Annotated in this window: 23 protein-coding genes; 16 read left to right on the forward strand and 7 right to left on the reverse strand. The window is 54.2% G+C overall.

Annotated elements, in window-relative coordinates; genetic code table 11:
• Positions 1–125: 125 nt before the first annotated feature.
• Positions 126–347: an RNA chaperone Hfq gene (gene hfq / locus MHH28_RS03840; RefSeq protein ID WP_173126423.1), complete on the reverse strand. Its 222-nt coding sequence runs from the start codon at positions 345–347 to the stop codon at positions 126–128.
• A 112-nt stretch (positions 348–459) separates the two neighbouring features.
• Between hfq and MHH28_RS03845 the strand changes: the two genes are divergently transcribed.
• Positions 460–1,143: a phosphatase PAP2 family protein gene (locus MHH28_RS03845; RefSeq protein ID WP_405112027.1), complete on the forward strand. Its 684-nt coding sequence runs from the start codon at positions 460–462 to the stop codon at positions 1,141–1,143.
• A 97-nt stretch (positions 1,144–1,240) separates the two neighbouring features.
• On the opposite strand, the gene MHH28_RS03850 is transcribed toward MHH28_RS03845, so the two are convergent.
• Positions 1,241–1,741, reverse strand: a complete 501-nt coding sequence (locus MHH28_RS03850; protein ID WP_405112030.1) for a hypothetical protein — start codon at positions 1,739–1,741, stop codon at positions 1,241–1,243.
• Between the two features lie 230 nt (positions 1,742–1,971).
• Here MHH28_RS03850 and MHH28_RS03855 point away from each other — a divergent pair, with 230 nt between their 5' ends.
• Together MHH28_RS03855 and helD are read left to right on the forward strand one after the other, a co-directional pair.
• Positions 1,972–3,027: an FUSC family protein gene (locus MHH28_RS03855; RefSeq protein WP_405112033.1), complete on the forward strand. Its 1,056-nt coding sequence runs from the start codon at positions 1,972–1,974 to the stop codon at positions 3,025–3,027.
• Positions 3,028–3,056: 29 nt separating this feature from the next.
• A complete protein-coding gene (gene helD, locus MHH28_RS03860) occupies positions 3,057–5,414 on the forward strand; it encodes an RNA polymerase recycling motor HelD (RefSeq protein WP_405112035.1) in 2,358 nt (785 codons plus the stop codon).
• 457 nt (positions 5,415–5,871) lie between these two features.
• Here the strand turns inward: helD and MHH28_RS03865 are convergent, their stop codons facing one another.
• The 3 genes from MHH28_RS03865 to fsa form a co-directional block, all read right to left on the reverse strand.
• Entirely contained in the window at positions 5,872–7,065 is a 1,194-nt protein-coding gene (locus tag MHH28_RS03865) for an MFS transporter (RefSeq protein ID WP_405112038.1), read from the reverse strand.
• Positions 7,066–7,077: 12 nt separating this feature from the next.
• Complete coding sequence (locus MHH28_RS03870) at positions 7,078–7,521, reverse strand: MarR family winged helix-turn-helix transcriptional regulator (protein WP_405112041.1); 444 nt, start codon at positions 7,519–7,521, stop codon at positions 7,078–7,080.
• Between the two features lie 233 nt (positions 7,522–7,754).
• A complete protein-coding gene (gene fsa / locus MHH28_RS03875) occupies positions 7,755–8,402 on the reverse strand; it encodes a fructose-6-phosphate aldolase (protein WP_036694437.1) in 648 nt (215 codons plus the stop codon).
• Positions 8,403–8,631: 229 nt separating this feature from the next.
• Between fsa and MHH28_RS03880 the strand changes: the two genes are divergently transcribed.
• The gene (locus tag MHH28_RS03880) at positions 8,632–9,099 is read left to right on the forward strand and encodes a hypothetical protein (protein WP_405112044.1); all 468 of its coding nucleotides are present in this window, start codon (positions 8,632–8,634) and stop codon (positions 9,097–9,099) included.
• The gene (locus MHH28_RS03885; RefSeq protein WP_405112047.1) at positions 9,083–9,637 is read left to right on the forward strand and encodes a macro domain-containing protein; all 555 of its coding nucleotides are present in this window, start codon (positions 9,083–9,085) and stop codon (positions 9,635–9,637) included. Before MHH28_RS03880 ends, MHH28_RS03885 begins: the two co-directional genes overlap by 17 nt.
• 51 nt (positions 9,638–9,688) lie before the next feature.
• Here MHH28_RS03885 and MHH28_RS03890 read toward each other — a convergent pair whose 3' ends face one another.
• The gene (locus tag MHH28_RS03890) at positions 9,689–9,886 is read right to left on the reverse strand and encodes a hypothetical protein (protein ID WP_405112050.1); all 198 of its coding nucleotides are present in this window, start codon (positions 9,884–9,886) and stop codon (positions 9,689–9,691) included.
• 124 nt (positions 9,887–10,010) lie between these two features.
• On the opposite strand from MHH28_RS03890, the gene rpiA reads away from it, so the two are divergent.
• The 7 genes from rpiA to MHH28_RS03925 all read left to right on the forward strand — a co-directional run bounded on the left by rpiA (position 10,011) and on the right by MHH28_RS03925 (position 17,348).
• Positions 10,011–10,691, forward strand: coding sequence for a ribose-5-phosphate isomerase RpiA (gene rpiA, locus MHH28_RS03895; RefSeq protein ID WP_405116828.1), 681 nt, complete (start codon positions 10,011–10,013; stop codon positions 10,689–10,691).
• Positions 10,660–11,166, forward strand: coding sequence for a VanZ family protein (locus tag MHH28_RS03900; protein WP_405112052.1), 507 nt, complete (start codon positions 10,660–10,662; stop codon positions 11,164–11,166). The genes rpiA and MHH28_RS03900 overlap by 32 nt, the downstream gene beginning before the upstream one ends.
• A gap of 60 nt (positions 11,167–11,226) precedes the next feature.
• Positions 11,227–11,667, forward strand: a complete 441-nt coding sequence (locus MHH28_RS03905; RefSeq protein WP_405112055.1) for a GNAT family N-acetyltransferase — start codon at positions 11,227–11,229, stop codon at positions 11,665–11,667.
• 195 nt (positions 11,668–11,862) lie between these two features.
• Positions 11,863–12,315, forward strand: a complete 453-nt coding sequence (locus MHH28_RS03910) for a MarR family winged helix-turn-helix transcriptional regulator (RefSeq protein ID WP_405112058.1) — start codon at positions 11,863–11,865, stop codon at positions 12,313–12,315.
• On the forward strand, positions 12,312–15,470 hold the full coding sequence (locus MHH28_RS03915; protein ID WP_405112061.1) for an MMPL family transporter: 3,159 nt from the start codon (positions 12,312–12,314) through the stop codon (positions 15,468–15,470). Before MHH28_RS03910 ends, MHH28_RS03915 begins: the two co-directional genes overlap by 4 nt.
• Positions 15,471–15,672: 202 nt before the next feature.
• Positions 15,673–16,206 carry a sigma-70 family RNA polymerase sigma factor gene (locus MHH28_RS03920; protein WP_405112064.1) on the forward strand — a complete coding sequence of 178 codons (534 nt, stop codon included), beginning with the start codon at positions 15,673–15,675 and terminating at the stop codon, positions 16,204–16,206.
• A complete protein-coding gene (locus tag MHH28_RS03925; protein ID WP_405112067.1) occupies positions 16,203–17,348 on the forward strand; it encodes a DUF4179 domain-containing protein in 1,146 nt (381 codons plus the stop codon). The genes MHH28_RS03920 and MHH28_RS03925 overlap by 4 nt, the downstream gene beginning before the upstream one ends.
• 72 nt (positions 17,349–17,420) lie before the next feature.
• Here the strand turns inward: MHH28_RS03925 and MHH28_RS03930 are convergent, their stop codons facing one another.
• Entirely contained in the window at positions 17,421–18,092 is a 672-nt protein-coding gene (locus MHH28_RS03930; RefSeq protein ID WP_405112070.1) for a tetratricopeptide repeat protein, read from the reverse strand.
• Between the two features lie 269 nt (positions 18,093–18,361).
• Between MHH28_RS03930 and MHH28_RS03935 the strand changes: the two genes are divergently transcribed.
• The 4 genes from MHH28_RS03935 (at position 18,362) to MHH28_RS03950 (ending at position 21,267) form a co-directional block, all read left to right on the forward strand.
• Complete coding sequence (locus MHH28_RS03935) at positions 18,362–19,363, forward strand: aldo/keto reductase (RefSeq protein WP_405112073.1); 1,002 nt, start codon at positions 18,362–18,364, stop codon at positions 19,361–19,363.
• A gap of 36 nt (positions 19,364–19,399) precedes the next feature.
• A complete protein-coding gene (locus MHH28_RS03940) occupies positions 19,400–19,762 on the forward strand; it encodes a hypothetical protein (protein ID WP_405112076.1) in 363 nt (120 codons plus the stop codon).
• Between the two features lie 174 nt (positions 19,763–19,936).
• The gene (locus MHH28_RS03945) at positions 19,937–20,575 is read left to right on the forward strand and encodes an Hsp33 family molecular chaperone HslO (protein ID WP_405112078.1); all 639 of its coding nucleotides are present in this window, start codon (positions 19,937–19,939) and stop codon (positions 20,573–20,575) included.
• Positions 20,576–20,580: 5 nt separating this feature from the next.
• Positions 20,581–21,267, forward strand: coding sequence for a MerR family transcriptional regulator (locus MHH28_RS03950; protein ID WP_405112081.1), 687 nt, complete (start codon positions 20,581–20,583; stop codon positions 21,265–21,267).
• The last annotated feature ends 104 nt before the right edge of the window (positions 21,268–21,371 follow it).

Raw genomic sequence — 21,371 nt, forward strand, 5'->3', positions numbered from 1 at the left:
GCCACTGCTGGACCTGAGGAGACAACGGCAAAAGGAACACCGGGATGCTGCTCCGGTGTTCCTTTTGAGTTCGTAGACAGTTCATTGGTAAGAGCTTAGGTTAGAATGTGCGCCGTGCAGACAGCTTATTTGAGCGAGACGGGCTTCAGCGGCACCACTGTGGAGACGGCCGATTTGAAGAGTACGTTCTGTCTTCCGTCACCCTGACCCTGCAAGGTGATCGTATAAGCGTCGTAAGAGGTTATCAGTCCCTGCATTTTGACTCCGTTAGTTGTGAAAATCGTCACCGGCATCTTGGTTGAGATGCACTGGTTCAACAAACGTTCCTGCAATTTTAGACTTTCCACTTGGCAGCACTCCATCTTTAGTTAAAATAATTTCTCCAGGACATTATAACACGGGACAGACCATCCCAGGAAATGTGTTCATAATGCCTGACAAATAGACAAGGGGGTAGTTATGCTATATTATCATTACTGGTCCCGCGGATTCCGGTGGTTTATATGGTTTTTGCTGGCTTTTATCGTGATCGCTTTAATGGTTAAGCTGGACTTCGCCAAGGGCTTCGACCATGCGGTTATCCGGTTCGTACAATCGATGGAATCCCCGCCGCTGACCGCGCTGGCCAAAGGCTTATCGCTGGTCGGCTCCTCGAAGCTGGCGGTCGGGATATCCCTGCTGACCATGCTCATTCTCTTCTTCGCCCTGAAGCACCGGCTGGAGCTTGCCTTGTTCCTGTGGGTTGGCCTGGGCTCCCAATTGCTGAATACGCTCTTGAAGCTGTGGTTCCACCGGGAGCGTCCAACCATCCACAGGCTGATTGAACAGGCCGGATACAGCTTCCCCAGCGGGCATTCGATGGCGGCCTTCTCGTTATATGGAGTCATTGCCTACCTGCTGTGGCGGCATATGCACAGCCGGAGCGAGCGGCTGCTGCTGATTCTGTTCACTGTGCTGATGACTGGGGGGATCGGCTGGAGCCGGATTTATTTGGGCGTGCATTATCCGAGTGATGTGTTCGGCGGGTATGCTGCGAGCGGAGCCTGGCTGATGCTGTCGGCTGCCTGCTTCGAGGCTTACCGGAATCACAAGCAGCGCCAGGCGGGGAAGCCGCCTCACACAAAGAATGCCCGGAAAAAGTAATTTCCGGGCATTCGTAGCCTGTTCTCTTGCCTGCCACATAAGTCTGTAAGGAGACCGGGCCGGGATGGCCCTGTCTCCCTGAATATGCGACGACCGTTCAGGGCGCCTTCGTTGCAGCAGGCGGCTGTGACGGCTTGCCCTGGTGAAGCTGGGCCGCGCGGTGGAGGCTGCGCTTGATTAGCGTCGGCAGGCCCGGCTTCAGCTTGGCTGCGTCTTCCTGCGTCAGCTTGCCTTCTCTGACGAATCCGTCCAGCTTCAGGCTGGCGGCTTCGCTCAGCTTCTGGACATACTGGTCTTCGCTCCAGCCCTTCTTCTCCCGGGCCAGACCGGCCAGCGTCTTGCCCGACTTCAGACTGGCAATCAGCTCTTCGCGGCCCATTCCGAGCAGGTCAGCCGTTTCGCTGATAATGAAATGGCCTCCGGCCCTGAGATTCCGCTCCCCGCTGCGGGGAGGGGTATGCTCTCTGCCGGCATGCGGAGCAGTCGGAGGAGGGGAGGCAGTACCTTTGGGCAGCTGCTCGCCGTAGACGGCAGCCGGAGCTATAGTTAGCAACATGGCTGCTGCCCATGCGATTAGCGTTCGGATCGTTTTTTTCATGGATACACCTCTTCTAATGGTAGTGGTTGCTGCCTGGTATAACAGTATTCCCAGAAAGCTGAAAGAATCCTGAAGCCCGGCTTAAGCCATACTAAAATTCGCCAGTGCAGTTCATGGGTAATAAATGGTGTGGAAGGATTAGAGATTAACCGATTGCCTGCAGGATATACATAATGGGTGGACATCCGCAGTAATAATGATAAGCTTCAAGCTTCTTGGGAGGGATGGACTTGGCTTTCGGTGCCCGCATACTCAAAACAGGAATGGCCGTAACGCTTGCCCTTTATCTGTCCGTTCTACTCAACTTCGCCTCTCCTGTCGGTGCGGCCATTGCGGCAATCTTTGCCATGCAGCCGTCCATCTACAGATCATGGAGGTATTTCCTGGACCAGATCCAGACCAGCACGATGGGGGCCGTGATAGCGCTGCTTGGCGGAATGCTGCTCTCCAATGAACCGATTGCGGTCGGGCTGGTATGTATCCTGGTGATTATGATCAGCATGAAAATGAACCGTGCCGACACCATCGGCCTGACGCTGGTTACAGTCATCTCCGTCATGGAGGCATCCGGCCAGTGGCAGTTCGCCTTAACCCGGTTCCTGCTGACCCTGACTGGAATTCTGTCGGCTTTTATTATCAATATCTCTGTATTTCCGCCGCAGCCGCGCAAGCAGTACATCCAGCAGATCGAGAATGTGTTCACCAGCCTGTCGCTGCTGCTGCGGACGGCGGTGTCGCATGAGATGAAGGAAAGTGTCTTCCGGGATGAGAAGAACAGCCTGGAGGGCTCCATTAAAGCGCTGGCTGACAAATACGCCTTATTCGAGGAGGAGCAGAAGCAGCTCCGCAGGGCTAAATACAGTCAGACGAGGCAGATGGTGGTCTACAAAAACCTGCTGAATTCGCTGCAAAAGGGATATCAGGTGCTGGAGGCGATTGACCGGCATTATTTCCAGGCAGACCGGACGGGACACACCGATGAACTGTTCGACCACCATCTGGAGCAGCTGATCAAGTATCATGAGTATATTCTGCTGAAATTCGAGGATAAGCTGAAGCCCGGGGCCAATGACTCCGAGCCACTGGCTGAGGATAATGACCGCTTCCTGCAATCCGCCATTGACGGTTACGATCCGCAGAAGGCCGGGCAGCTCCGGCTTTCGGTGGTGGCGGCGGCCATCTATGACTACGGCTATCAGCTGGAGCGTCTGGACAAGGTGGCTGACCAGATCAACCGGATGAACGCAGACGACAAGGAAAACGCAGTGCTGAACGAGAAAATCTAGAGTCAACCTTCCGAAGGGGATGAAATGAATTGGATAAACATGATCACGAGTGGCAAAAGGAGCAGGAGCGGGTCAACGGCATCACCAGGCTGCTGTCTGCCCATATCCGGATGCTGTCTGAGGAGCTGGGTCTCCACCGCACGGATGTCGTGGATATGCGCAAAGACTTCTGGGAAGAAGTGACCGTGAACTTCAGCAGCCCCGACGACCTGGGGGAGACTTCAACCAGTCTGCGGCAGCAGGCACAGATCCTGAACGAACGCGAACGCCATCATCTGCAATCCAGCAAAGCGCTCAAAAAATATAAAAAGCTGGTCGTATCCCCTTATTTTGGCCGGATCGACTTCTCGGAGGCGGGGGATGAGGCGGCTGACAGAATCTATCTGGGCATCGGCTCCCTGATGGAGGATAACGGAACCTTCCTGATCTATGACTGGCGTGCACCTATCTCCAGTCTCTATTATGACGGGGCTCCGGGGCCTGCCTCCTATGAGACGCCGGGCGGCCAGATTACAGGAACGATGGAGCTGAAGCGTCAGTTCGTCATTGACAACGGTGAGATTGAAGTTATGTTCGACACGGGCGTCACCATCGGCGATGAGCTGCTGCAGCAGGTGCTGAGCCACAGTGCAGATGACCGGATGAAATCCATCGTAGCCACCATCCAGAAGGAGCAGAACGCGGTTATCCGCAATGACCGGAGCCGGATGCTGGTGGTGCAGGGAGCCGCCGGCAGCGGCAAGACTTCAGCGGCGCTCCAGCGGGTAGCCTATCTGCTCTACAAGTACCGTGAGGTGCTTCAGGCGGACCAGATGCTCCTCTTCTCGCCTAATCCCTTGTTCAACAGCTATGTATCCACTGTGCTGCCGGAGCTGGGGGAAGAGAATATGCAGCAGACGACCTTCCAGATGTATCTGGAACACCGGCTGGGCCAGGAATTTCAGCTGGAGGATGTGTTCAGCCAGACGGAGAGTCTGCTGAATACACCGGACGGGGAGGAAGCCTCCATCCGCCGCGCAGGCATTGCCTATAAATCATCGGTGGCCTTCCTTAGCGCCATCCGGCAGTATGTGAATCTGCTGGAGCATGAAGGCATGCTGTTCAAGCCGCTGATCTTCCAGGGGCGGGCCGTTGTCTCTAAGGAAGAGATGGAGCGCCAGTTCTACAGCTACGACCCGGGCATCAAGCTGGCGAACCGGATTGAGTTGATGACAGGGTGGTTGCTGAAGCGAATCGCTGCGTTCGGTGTAGAAGAGCGGACCGCGGCATGGGTAGACGAGCAGATTGAGCTGATGGACAACAGCGATTATCAGCGGGCCTACAACCAGATGCGCCGCAAGGGCGGAGGGCATAACGACAGCTTCGATGATTATGAGGCGGAGCGAATCCTGCTCGCCCGCTACGTCGTCAGCCAGCGCCTCAAACCGCTGCGCGGCTGGACCAAGCGCGGACGCTTCGTGGATGTGAAGGCGTTGTACAGCCGCTTGTTCGAAGGCCGCGGGCTGATAGAGAGTCTGGATACCGGCGAGACGCTGCCTGAAGCGTGGGATGAGATCTGCGGACAGACGCTGGCTGCGATCAGGGAGAATGAGCTGGCTTATGAAGATGCGACTCCCTTCCTGTATTTGAAGGAGCTTAGCCAGGGCTTCCGGACGAATACGCTGATCCGTCATGTCATTATCGATGAAGTGCAGGATTACTCGCCGTTCCAGCTGGAATTCATGCGCCGTCTGTTTCCCCGGGCCAAAATGACCGTGCTGGGCGACCTGAACCAGGCGATCTATGCCCAAGGCGAGGTGCTGGGAGATCTGGCGGGGCTGGTGAGCATCTACGGCGAAGAGAACACCGAGGTAATCTCCTTGACCCGCAGCTACCGCTCTACTTACGAGATTGTGGAGTTCACACGGGCGATGATTCCCGGAGGGGAGAAGATCGTACCCTTTAACCGCCGGGGAGAGGAGCCGCTGCTGACGGTGGTGGACAGTGAAGCGGACCTATTCACCTCTGTGGAGCAGGATGTGCTGAAGCTTCATGCAGAGGGTTATCATTATGTGGCCGTGATCTGCAAGACAGCAGAAGAGAGCGCACAGGTGCATCGGGAACTGGAGAAGCGGCTGCCGGTGCGGCTGGTCACGAAGGAGACGCCTAATTTTCAAAAAGGGACGCTGGTGCTTCCGGCATATCTCGCCAAGGGCGTCGAGTTCGATGCTGTAATCATCTATGACGGCTCCGCTGAGAAATACGGGCGGGAACATGAGCGCAAGCTGTTCTATACAGCCTGCACCCGGGCCATGCATCTGCTTCATATCTACAGCCTCGGACAGCCGAGCCCGTTCCTGCCTGCGGCGGTACGCGATACGGTTACGGCGGGTACGCAGGAGAAGTAAGCAGTGGCTGGACAGAAAATACAAAACCGCCTGTGCGTGTTGACGCGAGGCGGTTTTGTTCTTGTATTAGGAAACTATAGTTTCCTAATACAGTGAATAGGTGTGTGTTGGATCAAAAGTATGTCAAAAACAGCATACATTGTGTTCGCAAGCAGGCACATGGTCTGAATGTATGTGAAAAACAGCATACATTGTGCTCGCAAGCAGGCACACGGCCCGAATGTATGTCAAAAACGGCATACATTGTGTTCGCAAGCAGGCACATGGTCTGAATGTATGTCAAGAACAGCATACATTGTGTTCGCAAGCAGGCACACGGTCTGAATTTTTGTCCAAATATAAGAGTTTATATGTTTTACTCTATAAATTATCCTTCTATTTCTCGCTGAAACGGTACTGTCCTTCAAAAGGACGGCAAGGCCGTTTCCACTTGATTCCACAGAAATGTAGCTTCCTGCTACCCCTGTAGAGCAGCCTTTCGCTTACTGTTCTGCCGGGTTACGAGTACGATAAGATAGACAGCGAGCAGCAGCACAGGTGCCAGTACGGAATACCGGTACATCACGGCATAGCTGGTGAACATGGCGACCGCACCAAGCAGCATGGAGCCGATGGCGACGCCGAGGTCCAGGGAGTTCAGGAACATGCCGTTGGCTAACCCGCGCTGGCGCGGCTCGACAGACTGGATCATCCAGGTCTGGAGGGCAGGCTGCATGGAACCGAAGCCGAAGCCGTAGCATAGGGCGGCCGGGAACAACCCTGCCGTTGTGGAGGCGAAGGACAGCAGCAGCAGGCCTGCGATGATGAAGAGGCTTCCGGGGATCAGCAGGGCAGCCGCACCGAAGCGGTCATAGATTCTGCCGGACAGCGGCCGGATTACGACGATGGCTACGGCATTGAACAGGAAGAAGTAAGCGATATGCTGGAGATGCTTCTCTTGCCCGTAGAGCGCCAGGAAGCCCAGCAGGCCGCCGTATGAGATGGATAAGAGGAAGTTCAGCAGGCAGGGAAGCAGCAGCCTGCGGTAAGGCCCGCTTCCGGGGGCGGCAGGCGCCGCGGGCGGCTCCTTGTGTCCGCCAGGCAGCGACTTCACCAGGCGGAAGCCCATGGGCAGGATGAGCGCAAGCACGACAGCCGTCCCCAGGAGCAGGGAATCGAAGCCCGGCCCCTGCAGCAGGCTGAGTCCGATCAGCGGACCTGCCGACATGGCGAGACTGGTGGATAATCCGAAGTAGCCCATGCCCTCGCCCATCCGGCGGATGGGAATGACATCGGAGGCCATGGTCGGGAACGCGGTACTGGCCATGCCGAAGCCTATGCCGAACAGCATGCGGAACAGCAGCAGAGTGAAGATGCTGCCTGCGAAGTAATATCCGGCTACTGCACAGAGGGCAATTGCCAGGCCGAGGAAGATCAGCAGGTTGCGTCCGCCCTTCTCCATGGCTCTGGCCGAGAAGAGGCGGGAGGCAATGGCACTGAAAGCGAACAGGCTGGTCACCAGGCTGACCTGCACGGCTGAAGCATGCAACGTCCCTTCCGCATAAGCGGGAAGGGTGGATAAAGTCATCTGCAATCCGATGAACAACAGAAGATTGCATAAGGTTAGTGTAATGAAAGATGTGGTCCATAGACGTTCAGATGAATGATTCAAGTGGGTAGACTCCTATTCCTGATGTATATTGCCAGTGTTGTGATAGATCTGCTCCAGCATGCTGCGGAGGTCTTCAAGCTGCTGCGGCTGCAGCCCGGCTACTGCCTTATCGATGGTCTGTTGCTCCAGTTCCATAGTGTTCTCGATGAGCGCCCGCCCCTCTGCGGTGGCGTAGAGCTGGAATGCCCTGCGGTCCTCCGGGTTGGTTGTTTTGGTAACGAATCCTTTTTTGATGAGGAGCTGGGCAATCCGGGCGGTGGTCGGCTGGTCTTTGGCGGCGGCAACGGCAACTTCCTTCTGGTTGATTCCGCTCTGGTCACAGATCATCAGCAGGACAGACCATTGCTCGGGCGTAATATCATAGGGCTTCAGCGACCGGGCGAAGCCGGCTGAGATTCTCCGGTGGGCCGAGCCCATCAGAAAGCCGAGAAATTGCTGCGGAGAGGTTCGGGTCATAAATTAGTGGCTCCTTCATAAATACTTGTTATAACAATTATAAGCATAACAAGTAAATTGGGTCAAGGAGGAGCGGTGCCCGCTCTGCATGAGGCAGCATCACCATGACGCCTCATTAGTTGGAAAATCGTTTCTTAATTTAGATGTTTTGCCGCGTGTGATCTTCCCGCACAGCACCAAAAAAGCCCCGCTCCGCTAGGCGGAAGGGGGCTTGAACGGTATGCTTTGTTGTTTTAAACCTGTGGTACCTTCTCCCAGTCCTTCAGGAAGCGCTCGATACCATTGTCTGTGAGCGGGTGCTTCCAGAGCGACGGCAGGAGTGATCCAGGGATGGTAGCGATGTGGGCACCGGCGATGGCAGCTTGCTCCACATGGGCAATGTTGCGGATACTGGCGGCGATGATCTCGGATTTCAGGTCGTAGTTGGTCAGAATCGTCTTCAGATCCTTGATCAGCTTCATGCCGTCCACGCCGATATCATCCAGACGTCCGACGAACGGACTGATATAAGTAGCTCCTGCCTTGGCGGCCATGAGGCCTTGAGCAGCGGAGAATACGAGGGTTACGTTGGTTTTGATGCCTTTTTTGGTCAGTTCATAGCAAGCTTCCAGACCATCTTCGGTCATAGGCAGCTTGATGACCACGTTCGGAGCCCATTCAGCGATCTCGTAGGCTTCCTTAAGCATCTCCTCAGCTGTAAGACCGATGACCTCAGCGCTTACAGGACCGGGAACAATAGCTACGATCTCTTTGATTACGTCCTTAAACAATCTGCCTTCCTTGGCGATCAGCGACGGGTTCGTCGTTACGCCATCCACTAATCCGAGGCGGGTAATACGTTTGATTTCCTCAATATTTCCGGTATCCAAGAAAAATTTCATTTCCAGGTATCCTCCCTTGATTTCGTATGGATTGACAAAACAGCAGGCTCCACTTCATTATGAGACATGCTACGCCAAGTTTCAACTGTTAATTTGAATATCTCAAAATAACTTTATGGAATCGGCGCCAAAAAAATGTTTTTACACGATAGGACCATTCACGGCTACTTCTGTCCATGATACTATAGAAGCGGTATTGTTCATTACAGGCGATGGGCTGGTGACAGGAATGTATACTTTAATTGCGGGAGCGGTGCTGTTTCTGCTGGTCACGGCCGGAATTATTGCCTACCAGAACAGCAGAATCCTTGCGGAGCAAGAGACCGATGCTTCCAGAACGCATACCGGGAATCTGATGTATTCGGTGTATAATCAGAGGTTCTCTGCGGACGGCGAGCTGCCGGAAGCGGTGCCGCTGTTTCAGTTCACGGTGTATGCGCGCGGGGAAGAGGACCTGCCGGAGTCAGAGGCGGGAACGACCCGCGCCCTATGCAGGGTTGCTGCCGGTACGGGCGAGCTGGCGTTATCCGATGCGCAGAATTATATGCTGGGCATTCTCCGTCAGGCTGCATTGCAGGGCGGGCGGCTTGTGCCTGTTTCTTTTTCGGGGAAGGCTGCCCGCAGGGGCGAGAAGGAACTGATCCAGGCGCTGGAGACGGCGGCGAAGGAGGAGGCCGGCTATGCAGATCAACGTTAATGATGTAGTCCTGTCGGTACAAGAGGGCGATATTACCTCCTGGCAAGGCGAGATGATCGTCAATGCTTCGAATTCCGGCCTATATGGAGGCGGGGGAGTGGACGGGGCTATCCACCGGGCCGGGGGGCCGGAAATTGCTGAAGAATGCGCGGTAATCCGCCGGAAGCAGGGCGGCATCCTTCCCGGCGAAGCTGCGCTTACCGGTGCGGGCCGGCTTCCTTTTCGCGGAGTGATACATACGGTGGGGCCGATCTGGAAAGGCGGCACGGCGGGTGAAGCTGCTGTGTTGGCGAGATGCTATAAGAGCAGCCTTGATCTGGCCTGCGCCCATGGGGTGAAGAGCCTGGCTTTTCCGAATATCAGCACAGGCGTTTACAGCTTCCCGAAGGATCTGGCCTGCACAACAGCGCTGGAATCCGTGATTCATTATGTCCGCGCGAAGAACCCGGCAGAGCTCCCGCTGCGGCAGATCGATTTCATCTGCTTCGAGCATGAGAATGCCGGGCTGTATGAGGACATGCTGGGGAATTATAGCTGAACAGCCGCTGGAGACCCTAGAGAAGAAGTGAAGGAGTGCGTTACCCGGGATTCAGGCGTGATACTTGCCTGCCGGTGCATTCAGTACCCATTCCAGCATTAGAATCATATCGTCAATCCGGGCCAGCTGGGCGTCCAGCAGGGTCCGCTGTGAGTCACCTTCCGGCAGTGGGACCAGACGCGACTCCAGAGATCTGCGCTGGAGCGTCAATTCGTTGATTTTGGATTGGATTTGGTTCTCGGTTCTCATGCAGATTCCTCCTGGTAGGTGATTGGTGTCAGGCTGATTGGTAAGGATAAGCGTTCCTTGTGGGCGGCATGGCCGTATCCACTTCGTTCATTATAACGGATAACATGGAGGGAATAAAATGAGTATCAATGTGAAACAGCTGGCAGCGGAGAAGGCAGTCGAATATGTGCAGGACGGTATGAAGGTAGGCCTGGGAACAGGCTCTACTGCTTACTGGGCTATCCGCAAGCTGGGTGAGCGGGTGAGCGAAGGCCTGCAAATTACGGCTGTAGCTACCTCACAGGCGTCTGAGGATCAGGCCCGCGAACTGGGCATCCCGCTGGTAGCGTTCAGTGATGTGGACAGCCTCGACCTGACGATTGACGGGGCGGATGAACTCGACGGGGCGCTGCAGCTGATTAAGGGCGGGGGCGGTGCGCTTTTGCGGGAAAAGATTGTCGCCATGGGCAGCGCACGCATGATCGTTGTGGCCGATGAGAGCAAGGCGGTGACCACGCTCGGGAAGTTCCCGTTGCCGGTGGAGATTGTGCCGTTCGCCTGGGAGTGGACGGTCGCCGCGCTCGCTAAGCTGGGCTGCAAGACGGAACTGCGGCGTAGCGGAGAAGACCTGTACAAGACGGATAACGGCAATTATATTGCCGACTGCCGGTTTGAAGCCATTGAATCGGCGGCGGAGCTGGCGCTTGCCCTCCAGCGTATTCCGGGAGTCGTCGAGCACGGACTCTTCATCGGGATTGCCGATCTGGCTATCCTCGGCAAGAGCGACGGCACAATTGAAATTATTGAAGGTGGCCAGGATCGCTAAGCCGAATGCAGGCCGCCGGAAAGGGAAGGCTTCTACAGCCAAGCAGGTGCTTCCGCCCGGACGCCGCTTCCTGGCCTGGCTGCTCCTGATCGCGTATAGCGGAATGCTGCTGTACTGGATGTTCATCGGATTCGGACGGACGGTTCAGCTGGACGGACCGCTTCGTTACAATCTTGAACCGCTGCGGACAGTGCGTTTATACTTTGATATGACGAATGGATTATCGTATGCCAGCAGACTGGTGAATCTTTTGGGGAATGTGGCAGTATTCGCGCCTTTTGGCATTCTGCTTCCGCTGGTGGTCACCGGCTACCGCTCTTTGATCCGGCTGACGCTTCTGTCTGCACTGGGCATTATGGTTCTGGAGCTGCTGCAGATGCTGCTGCATGTCGGGAGCCTGGATATCGATGATCTGCTGCTTAACCTGCTGGGTGTGTGGACAGGGTATGCGCTGCTGCGGCTGGTGCGGGGATAGCGGAGGCACCCGGGGCAGGTATAATTTCTGTTCAGGTATAATTTTAGGAGGATGAGACTCATGTTGATAGATGTGAAGCCGCTGGTCGGCACACCGCAGGTGAACGAACTGCTGACTTATGCGGTGATAGATGATCCGGAGGCGCTGGAGCGCACTTCGGCAGAATACAGGGAGCAGGCGGCCATGCAGCTATGTGGCTGGGAAGAGGACGGGCTGCTGCTCGGACTCACCGGATTTGAAGAGACGGAGGACGGCTCGCTCGACATCCGTCATATCGCAGTGCTCCCGGAGAACCGGGGCAAAGGGTACGCGCGCGGCATGATTCTTGAGCTGGTGACCACTCGGCAGCCGCGTTATCTGGTAGCGGAGACGGAGGACGAGATCGCCGCTGACTTTTACCGTAGTCTGGGCTTCATGGTGTACAGCCTGGGCGAGAACGCTGCCGGAATCGAAATGTTCCGTTGTGTCTATGAGGTGGAAGAGACGGAGGACGAGGACTAAGTGGGCCTGGCGGCATCGGGGAACGCAAATAGGTATAATTTAGGAGATCAGCCACTCTGCACATTACGTGCCGGGTGGTTTTTTGCGTCCGCATAAATTCATGAAAACCGGTTGACTTCTAATGAAAAGGACAATATAGTTTTACTGTGAAACTGTTCGATACGTGAACTATAAGGACAGAAGGAGGAACCGGCTTTGAGAAAAGATGCAGAGCAATGGATTAACCGCTACGTAGAGGCTTATATGGTCGTTACCAGGCAGATCAACTCGCGGCTCCGGGATATTTTTGGAGAAGGCCTGACCTCGGATCAATTCCGCATTCTCAGGCTGATTGGCGGGCAGGAGAAGTGCACCTCCACCTATCTGGCTGAGGCTGTTGCGGTCGGCAAAAGCTCGATTACGGCCATCATCAACCGGCTGGATGAAGCGGGCATGATTCAGCGGACCCGGGATGAGAATGACCGCAGGCAGGTGTACCTGACGATGACGGAGCGGGGGAAGGATGTGTATGAGACCTCTCAGAAGCAGATGCATGAGCTGATCTCCCCGTATCTGTTCCATTTCGATGATAAGGATATTGAGCATTTTGTTGTGATGTTTGAGAAGCTGGCATTTCTGATGCAGGATACAGGAGGGAGAAGCAATTGAGAACGATTTTGAAGGCAAGATGGGCGGTTATCGCGGTGTGGGTGTCTGTGGCGGCAGTGTTATTCCTCACGGCTCCCGGGATGTCCGATCTGGTGCGGGAGAAGGGACAGATTGCTGTTCCAGCTGGCTACACCTCTTCGCGCGCTGCGGAGATTATGAAGGAGGTTGCTGCGGCCAAGGACGGGGAGACCGTGCATCAGGTGGCCCTGGTATTCCATAAGCCGGAGGGGCTGGCGGCTGCAGACACCGAGAGTATCAAGCAGGGTGTGGAGCAGCTGGCCGGGAACAAGGCTTCCCTTAAGATCAGTGCAATTACTGACCCTTTCTCACAGCCTGAGTTGAAGGATACGCTGATTGCGGAGGACGGCAAGACGATTATGGTCGCATTGTCGGTCCAGGGCGGAGAAGAGGCGGTCAAGGAGCTGCCGGGTAAGGCCGCCGAGCTGCTAAGTAACGTCACAACGGAGCATTATATGACCAGTGAAGGGCTGATTACGGAGGATACGATTGCCAGCTCGGAAGCCGGTCTGAAAAAGTCGGAATACATCACAGTCGTGTTCATTCTGCTGATTCTGTTCGTGGTGTTCCGTTCGTTCGTGGCTCCGTTTGTGCCGCTGCTGACAGTGGGGCTGAGTTATATCGTGTCCCAGTCGATTGTCGCGTTCCTGGTGGACCGCTTTGACTTTCCGCTGTCGACGTTCACCCAGATTTTCATGGTCGCTGTCATGTTCGGGATCGGGACCGATTACTGTATCCTGCTGATCAGCCGCTTCAAGGAGGAGCTGGTGCAGTCGGAGGATACGCACAGCGCGATCATCGCCACTTACCGGAAGGCCGGTGGAACGGTGTTCTATTCAGGGCTGGCAGTCTTCGTCGGCTTTGTGGCAATCGGCTTGTCCAAGTTCATGCTCTACCGTTCGGCGGTGGCTGTGGCTGTCGGCATAGCGGTGATGCTGCTTGCACTGGTGACGGTGGTGCCGTTCTTCATGGCGGTCTTGGGGCAAAAGCTGTTCTGGCCCTCCCGCGGCAAGCTGGAGCACAGTGAGAGCCGGATCTGGGGAGCAGCCGGTTCGTTCTCGCTGAAGAGACCTTGGGCTGCGCTGCTGATCGTGGCTGCGGTTGTGGCACCGTTCCTGCTTACCTACAGCGGGAAGCTGAGCTTCAACAGCATGGATGAGATCGGGCCGAACTACGCCTCGGTCAAAGGGTTCAATATTATATCTGAGAGCTTCGGACCGGGTGAATCCATGCCGGGCAAAATTGTCATCAAGAATGACGACCGGATGGACACTGCTGAATACATGGGACTTGCCGAGAAGATCAGCCGCGAGCTGGAAAAGGTGGATGGCGTTAAGGCTGTGCGCAGCATGTCCCGCCCTACCGGGGAGCAGATTAATGACTTCCTGATTCCTACTCAGGTGGCTACGCTGGCGGACGGTCTGGATCAGAGCAGTGAAGGGTTAACCAAGATCCAGAGCGGGCTGAGCGAAGCAAGCAAGCAGCTGAAGGACAATGAGCCCAAGCTTGCGGAGGCGGCCTCGGGAAGCGCGAAGCTGACGGAAGGAACGGCTGAGCTGAAAAAAGGCATTGACGCGCTGGGCGACGGCTTGGTGCGGATCGAAGAGGGCATCCGCAGCGGCGGGGCCGGAGCGGGAGAGATCAGAGCGGGCCTGGCGCAGGCGGCAGGCAGTGCAAAGCAGCTGGCGCAGGCCAATGCCGCGCTGCTTGAAGGTTACAAGAAGATCGGCAGCGGCCTGACCGCGCTGAACGGAGGACTTAGCGGCCTGCAGACACAGCTTCAAGGCGTGGCAGATGCGCTTAACGGTCTGGGCGCTTCATTCACCGGACTGGAAGCCGTCTATCCGGAGCTGCTCCAGGATGTGAATTACCAGACGATCAAAGGTACCGTTACGCAGAGTGGTACGGGAGCTGCCGGACTTGCAGGAGGACTGGGCCAGATCTCGGCCCAGCTGAGCGGGGCGGCGGCCGGATTGACAGAGGCCAATGCAGGGTATTCCAAAGCAGCAGCAGGGCAGGCTGCGCTGGCGAAGGGGCTGGATCAGCTGGTAGCCGGTATCGGCAAGCTGCAGTCCGGGCTGAAGCAGGCGGCTGACGGCCAAGGGCAGATTGTCGGCAAGCTTCCGGCGATTACCACCGGGCTTACCCAGATCCAGGGCGGGCAGAAGCAGCTTGCCGACGGGTTCGGCGAGCTTACGGGCCAGCTTGGACAGCTGACGGACGGACTGACGCAAAGTGCGGACGGTCTGGGACAAATCACCGGAGGCTTAAGCTCGGCGCAGGATTATCTCAAGCAGATTCAGGATGCCAAGGATGATGAGCTAAGCGGGTTCCTGGTTCCGGCAGAGGCGCTCAAGGCCAAGGGCATGCAGCAGGTATTCGATACCTATCTGTCCGGGAACCGCAAGGTCATGACCCTGGATGTGGTCTTCGCCGGGAATCCATACAGCGCGAAGGCTATTGACAGTGTCGGACAGATTCAGGCAGCGGTGAACCGTGCTGTTGCCGGCACCAAGCTGGAGAACGCGGAAACGGCCATGAGCGGCGTGACCAGCACCTACAATGATTTGCAGACGATCTCCAATGAAGATTACACGCGAACAGTAATTCTGATGCTAAGCGGTATTTTCATCATCCTGGTGGTGCTGTTCCGTTCTATGATTATGCCGCTCTACATCATTGCCTCATTGTTAATCACTTACTTTACGGCGCTGGGCATCACGGAAGCGATCTTCGTGCATCTGCTGAACTATTCGGGAATCACCTGGACGACGCCGTTCTTCAGCTTCGTCATGCTGATTGCCCTCGGGGTTGATTACAGCATCTTCCTGATGGACCGCTTCAATGAGAACAAAACCTGGGATGTGCGTGAAGCTATCTTACACGCCATGCGCAATATGGGGACAGTGATTCTCTCGGCTGTAGTGATTCTTGGCGGTACCTTCGCCTCAATGTACCCTTCCGGGGTACTGTCGATGATGCAAATTGCCACGGTTGTATTGTCCGGTCTGGCGCTGTATGCACTGGTCTTCCTGCCGTTCTTCGTGCCGGTCATGGTGCGCATGTTCGGCCGGGCCAACTGGTGGCCGTTCCGTCCGGCGGCCGGGGACGATCAGCCTAGATCGCTGGATATGTAACGTTCTTCACTACAAGAGATGAAACAATAAAGAGCAGGTTTCCCGGTTATATGGGGCCTGCTCTTTGGCTGTTTACGCAGTAAAAATAAAAAATCACCGTGCCGATGTAACCTTATCGGCCTGTGCTTCATCTAAAGAGCATATAGAAGAAAGCACTGAATGGGGATGCGGCAGCTTCCCGGAAGAAGGGGGGCAATCATATTTGAATAACGGACAAGAGGATCTGGTCAGGCGTGCCCAGGCGGGTGACAGCGAGGTCTTCATCCAACTGGTGAAGAGTCAGGAGCGGCGGATGTACAGTATGGCCAAGTCCATGGTCAGGAGTGACGAGGATTGTGCAGATGCGATGCAAGAGACTGTACTGAAAGCTTTTAAAGCCATCTCAGGACTGAAAGAAGCGGCTTATTTCAACACATGGCTGTTTCGGATTCTGATCAACGAATGCAACTTGATTCTGCGCAAACGGGAGAGGGTAGTCGTCATGCCCAATCCGCCGGAGAGCGTACAAGCCATATCTTCGTCCGTAGAAGAGATGGATCTGCGCCAGGCCATTGGCAGGCTCGAAGAGATATCAAGAACCATTGTTAAGCTGCATTATTATCAGGGGTTAACCGTGCAAGAGATTGCCGGGCTGCTTGAGCTGTCAGAGAGTGCCGTCAAGACCAGGCTGCACCGCACCCGTAAGACGTTACAGCAATCCCTGGAGCAACCTGTAGAAAGGAAGGTGAACGGATGAGCCAGCAGCGGTTGGAGAGCAGGCTGACAGACCTTCAGGAAGAGACTCTTCCTGAACTGCCGGAGCTTGTGCATCTGCGTATGGAGGAGACGTACCGGATCATCAGTGACAAGGATGAGGTCGGCTTGGAGGCGGATTCAGAGCATCAGGAGACGCTCAGACGCAAAAGAATGCCCCGGTGGGTGTCCCGGGTGATGATCAGTGCAGCATCTGTGGCCGGAGGGCTGGTGCTCCTGATTAGCCTGGGATTCATCTCCCCGGCCATGGCAGAGACCTTGAAGCAGTTACCATTCATGTCAAGCGTATTCCAGCTTGCAGGAGATGCCGGGCTGCGTAAAGCAAACGAAGCAGGGTTAACCACAAATGTTGAGCAGACCGTTACACAGGACGGGATGACGCTAACCGTATCAGAACAAATGTATGACGGAAGCCGTCTGTCGCTGGTGCTGACCCGGTCGAAGGGCGTGTATGCGCACAAGTCTTTTTCAGATACATGGGCTATCCCTGATCCAGAGACGGGCAGCCTTATTAACCGTCCCATGGATTTTTATGTAAACGGAGAGCATGTTAATACGGGAGTGGGAATTGCACCCGGCGGGCAGGAGGCCTCCGATTCTGTCATTATTACAACTCTAAATTCAGGGAATTTGCAGCTTCCGGGCACCTTTGATTTCAAAATGTCTGTCTATCTTCCCGGGTTTGCCGACCCGTTCATTTTTGAGTTCCCCGTAACCCGCCAAGTATCGGAGGGCGTCGTTCTTACACCGGATATCCTGAAAACTCATGATCACATTAATCTGATGATTAAACGGCTGGAGGTAAGCACTACTTCAACTCAGCTGACTGTAGAATTACAAGGAGAAGCAGGGGAGCACATTACGGCTATAGAAGCAAACATTCCGGACAAATATAAGGTGAATGGTCACTTCCCGGTCTATTTTGAACTTTCAGATGAGCAAGGGCGGGAAGTTAGGGGACTCGGCGGCGAAGGCGGGACGGGCGAAGGCAATTTATTATCCTACACTTTTAATTATGAACCGTTTGAGACTATGCCGGCCCGCATCACCATTAAGCCTACCATTTGGAAGGATGGACAGAAGCTGTACATTCCCGAGCTGGAGATCACTGTTCCGGTAAAATAGCATATAAAAGCCTCCGGTCAGCAAAGGTTAATTTGCACCGGAGGCTATTTGCTTAGGAAGACCGGGATGAATTTACTTCAGCTTTGCAAAATAACTGCGCAGCGCCCAGCCGCGTTCCTGGCGTTTCTTGTACTTGGGCAAGGAACGGTAGACGGCGAGCGACTCATCAAAAGCAAGCTTGGCGTCCTGAGTCCGCCCCAGCGTCTTATACATCGACCCGGCCAGATAATAAGCTTCGCTGGAGGAGGTCTGAATCTCCTGGAATTGGCTCACATAATGCAGCGCCTTGGCCTGATCCACATGGCGGAATACCTCAGCCAGACGAAGGTAAGGCTGCCCGTATTGCGCTCTGCGGTTGATCTCAAGGCCTTGGAGCATCTGGGCTTCACCTTCAGGAAGCTGTCCCAGCTTGAGGTTGGCGTACCCAAGCTCCACCCAGTATTCAGCGGAGGTCTCATAACGGTCAGCGATGACACTCAGCAGCTCCTTGGCTTCGCTGTAGCGCTTGCGCTCAATCAGCAACCGGGCCAGATCGAACTTGGCGGTGACATCGTTCGGGTTCTGGGCAATGGTCGTCCGTAGCTTGGAGATCTGGCGGCTGCGGCGGAAGGGCTTGGCGAAGCTGGGCAGAATGCCGACATAACGGCGGTCCAGGAAATACAGGACAACCAGCAGAATAACCAGGGCCAGAATGGGATTGCCGAGCAACCTGTAGAGTAGCAGGAAACCTAGAATTTTGATCATGAGTAACAATTCCCTCCGTTACGTTTGTGGTTCGCATATGCTTCCTGCAAGCTGTAGATGAATAGAGCAGGGTAATTATACCATATCAACCTTTTTTGAGGCCACGACAAAAAAAAGGCAGCACGCACCTGCCGCTAGTCCAGGCAACCATGAGACCCTGCCCCCTCCGACTTGCTGTAATTGACAGTCCGCCTTGGAAGTCATAAGCTTTGTGTACAGTTAGATTGTCTCATAGCTATTATTAGCTCTTATAGAAAGAAGGATGAAATGTGGGCACACTTACAAGCAAGGTCCAGCTGCGTCCCCTGGGACGCTCTGAGTTGTCCGTATCACCGCTCGGTCTGGGCTGCTGGCAGTTTAGCCGGGGCAGCGGAATCGTAGGCCGCTACTGGAGCAACATTACAGATGAGGATATTCTGGATATTGTGCGGGTCAGCCTGGAAGGCGGCATGAATTGGGTGGATACAGCTGAGATCTACGGCGGCGGCAAATCCGAGGAAGCGCTGGCTCATGTGCTGGATCAGCTGCAGAAGGAGGGCAGTCCCCATGCGGCTCCGCTGATTGCGACCAAATGGTGGCCGATGCTGCGGACGGCAGGCTCCATCACCTCTACGATTGACCAACGTATCGCTTGTCTTGGCGGCAGAGGGATTGATCTCTACCAGATCCATCAGCCGTTCTCGTTATCCTCCATTGCCAGTGAGATGAAGGCGATGGCAGGATTGGTGAAGGCCGGCAAAATCCGTAATGTCGGAGTGAGCAATTATTCCGCCAAGCAGATGACCGAAGCCCACCGGCTGCTAAAGACCTACGGTCTCACCCTCGTATCTAACCAGGTCAAATACAATCTGCTGCATCGTAATATCGACCAGAATGGTCTCATGGCAGCTGCTAAGGAGCTTGGGATCTCCATCATCGCGTATTCTCCCCTTCAGCAGGGCATCCTGACCGGCCGCTTCCATAATGATCCTTCGCAGGTGGCTGCCGTCTCGCGTCCCCGGCGGATGATGTCCGGCCTGGACGACAAGAGTCTGGCCCGCAGCAAGCCGCTGATCACCTCCCTGACCGCACTGGCTGACAAATACGGATGCACACCGGGACAGATTGCACTTAATTGGCTGATTTATTATCATGGCGACACTGTAGTTGCGATTCCCGGCGCGTCCAAGGTCCGCCATGCCCGGGAGAATGTCGGCGCCATGAGCTTCCGGCTGGAGCCGGAGGAGCTGGAGCTGCTGAATGAGGCCTCCTGGGCAGCCGTGAAGAAGTAACGATAGAGGCAACTACAAGTCTGGTGGTGAACGCAAATGAATGAGAAGCATTGGCTCGTGGTACAGTATCCCTTGAAGAGCGCCAAGGGAAGCAAGCGTGATGAATGGCTTAGAGACAAAGTAACCGAATACTTGAATCTGTTCCTGGCGGATGCCGAACTTGGTTATGTGGATGGCTTTGATATGGGGAAGAGCGTGGCCGACCCGGCTGCATATGTGCTTAACCTGTTCTGTGTAGTGACAGATGAACCGCGCGGAATTGCTCTGGTCAAAAGAGTTCTAAAAGAGCACAGGCTGGATTATACTCGTATACGGATCGCCACAATGCCTTTTGAGGGCGAAGGAACGTATACGTTGAAGTATGCCGCTAAGAAAAGCGTGGCTGAATTTTCGTTATAAGTCTTTCTTAAAAATATAAGAAATTATATGTTTCACACGATAACTTGTCCTTCTATTTCTCGCTGAAACGGTACCGTCCTTACAAAGGACGGCAAAGCCGTTTCCACTTGTATCAATCAGGGGTTGTGTATCACGTAACGTGATACAGTACGATTGATGTAAGAGGTGATAGAAATGAACAATATTATAAGAATGCTATCCGTGAAACAAGATTTCAGAATGGCTGTTGCGGATACCCGTCAGATAGCTGCAAAAGCATTAAATGCGTTTACCGGGACAGCCGGCATGCGCAGCCTTTTGCAGGAGATCATAACGAATGGTGTATTATTATCTTCCATTAATGATGCTGCTCCTAAAATAAGCTTTTCTTTTCGTCTTTCTCAAGGCGTCTCAATTTTTTGCCAGATCTCTGATGCGAAGTTTACTATGGAGTATAGTGCTGAAATGAATAAATTTGACGGGGCAGCCGCTGATCTATTTGACGATAAATCTGTGCTGTCGGTAACAACAGGGAATTGGGAGACGGGGATACACACTAGTACAGTTGAGGCGCATATGGATAGCGTTGTTATGCTGTTTTCTCACTTTACAGTACAGAGCGAGCAGCTTCCAAGTCATATTATACTCGGTGAGGACAATGCTTCCAGGGGGATTTTGATGCAGCCCTTACCCTTCGCAGATAACGAATTGATGGGAAAGGCTGCTTATGAAGTGGTGTATCAAGCTAAGGAATTGGGAGAACTGCCTTGGGGGCAGGTTCCCGGGAAGTTGTCCTGTTTAGCAAAGGTAATCTCAGAAAATACGATAGAGTAGAGTGTATGACTATGGAAAAATACATTAAAACCAAAGAATTTGCAGAGCTGACTGGGGTCAGTGTGCGTACTTTGCAGTACTATGATGACATAAAAGTTCTCACTCCGGCCTATGTCAATGAGCAGGGGCACCGCTTTTATGACTCAGATTCCTTCTCCAGCATGTTTGTTATTCTTTCACTTAAAAATATGGGGATGACGCTCAACGATATTCAGCAATATCTCAACAATGACAGCTTTGACGTCAGGCTCTTTATCCGTGAGGAAAAAAACAGGATTCAGACAGCGCTATCGGATCTGCAGCTTCGATTCATGCGTCTGTCCGTTCTCGAGGAGAAGGTTAGTGAGGGACAGGACATAACCCCTTATATTCTTCCGCTTTTTTCACAGCTGCCGGATACAGGCGATTCTCCAAAAGGCAAACAGGCTTCCTTTAACCTCAAGCATTGGAATACCTTCATTAAGGAATTGAATTTCTGTGCTGGACACCGCTTGTCTGCAAAAGATGATAGAGCGGAAAAATGTGTTCAATACTGGAAAAAGAATATTCTTGAGGCAAATCAGGTACCGGAGGATACGGTAAAGAAATCAGAGGAATATTATCAGCAGAATCCGGCGAAGACTTTCGGGATCACGCAGGAAAATTACCGCTATTTAGCCCAGTTGATTGATGAGTATGATGCCGGCTTGTAAGCCATAACAAAGAGCAACGATTCTCCATGAGGGGAGAAACGCTTGCTCTTTTTATTTGGATAAATTTATAGCAGCATAACCTATAATTCAGATAAAACTGTTTA

Source organism: Paenibacillus sp. FSL K6-1217 (genome assembly GCF_045040735.1).
In the GTDB taxonomy this organism is placed as follows: domain Bacteria; phylum Bacillota; class Bacilli; order Paenibacillales; family Paenibacillaceae; genus Paenibacillus_AQ.

Coding starts and splice junctions, on each gene's coding strand:
- MHH28_RS03845 (WP_405112027.1), top strand. CDS start 460: ATGCTATATTATCATTACTGGTCCCGCGGATTCCGGTGGTTTATATGG.
- MHH28_RS03850 (WP_405112030.1), bottom strand. CDS start 1,741: ATGAAAAAAACGATCCGAACGCTAATCGCATGGGCAGCAGCCATGTTG.
- MHH28_RS03870 (WP_405112041.1), bottom strand. CDS start 7,521: ATGACCCGAACCTCTCCGCAGCAATTTCTCGGCTTTCTGATGGGCTCG.
- fsa (WP_036694437.1), bottom strand. CDS start 8,402: ATGAAATTTTTCTTGGATACCGGAAATATTGAGGAAATCAAACGTATT.
- MHH28_RS03880 (WP_405112044.1), top strand. CDS start 8,632: ATGTATACTTTAATTGCGGGAGCGGTGCTGTTTCTGCTGGTCACGGCC.
- MHH28_RS03885 (WP_405112047.1), top strand. CDS start 9,083: ATGCAGATCAACGTTAATGATGTAGTCCTGTCGGTACAAGAGGGCGAT.
- MHH28_RS03890 (WP_405112050.1), bottom strand. CDS start 9,886: ATGAGAACCGAGAACCAAATCCAATCCAAAATCAACGAATTGACGCTC.
- MHH28_RS03905 (WP_405112055.1), top strand. CDS start 11,227: ATGTTGATAGATGTGAAGCCGCTGGTCGGCACACCGCAGGTGAACGAA.
- MHH28_RS03925 (WP_405112067.1), top strand. CDS start 16,203: ATGAGCCAGCAGCGGTTGGAGAGCAGGCTGACAGACCTTCAGGAAGAG.
- MHH28_RS03930 (WP_405112070.1), bottom strand. CDS start 18,092: ATGATCAAAATTCTAGGTTTCCTGCTACTCTACAGGTTGCTCGGCAAT.
- MHH28_RS03940 (WP_405112076.1), top strand. CDS start 19,400: ATGAATGAGAAGCATTGGCTCGTGGTACAGTATCCCTTGAAGAGCGCC.
- MHH28_RS03945 (WP_405112078.1), top strand. CDS start 19,937: ATGAACAATATTATAAGAATGCTATCCGTGAAACAAGATTTCAGAATG.
- MHH28_RS03950 (WP_405112081.1), top strand. CDS start 20,581: ATGACTATGGAAAAATACATTAAAACCAAAGAATTTGCAGAGCTGACT.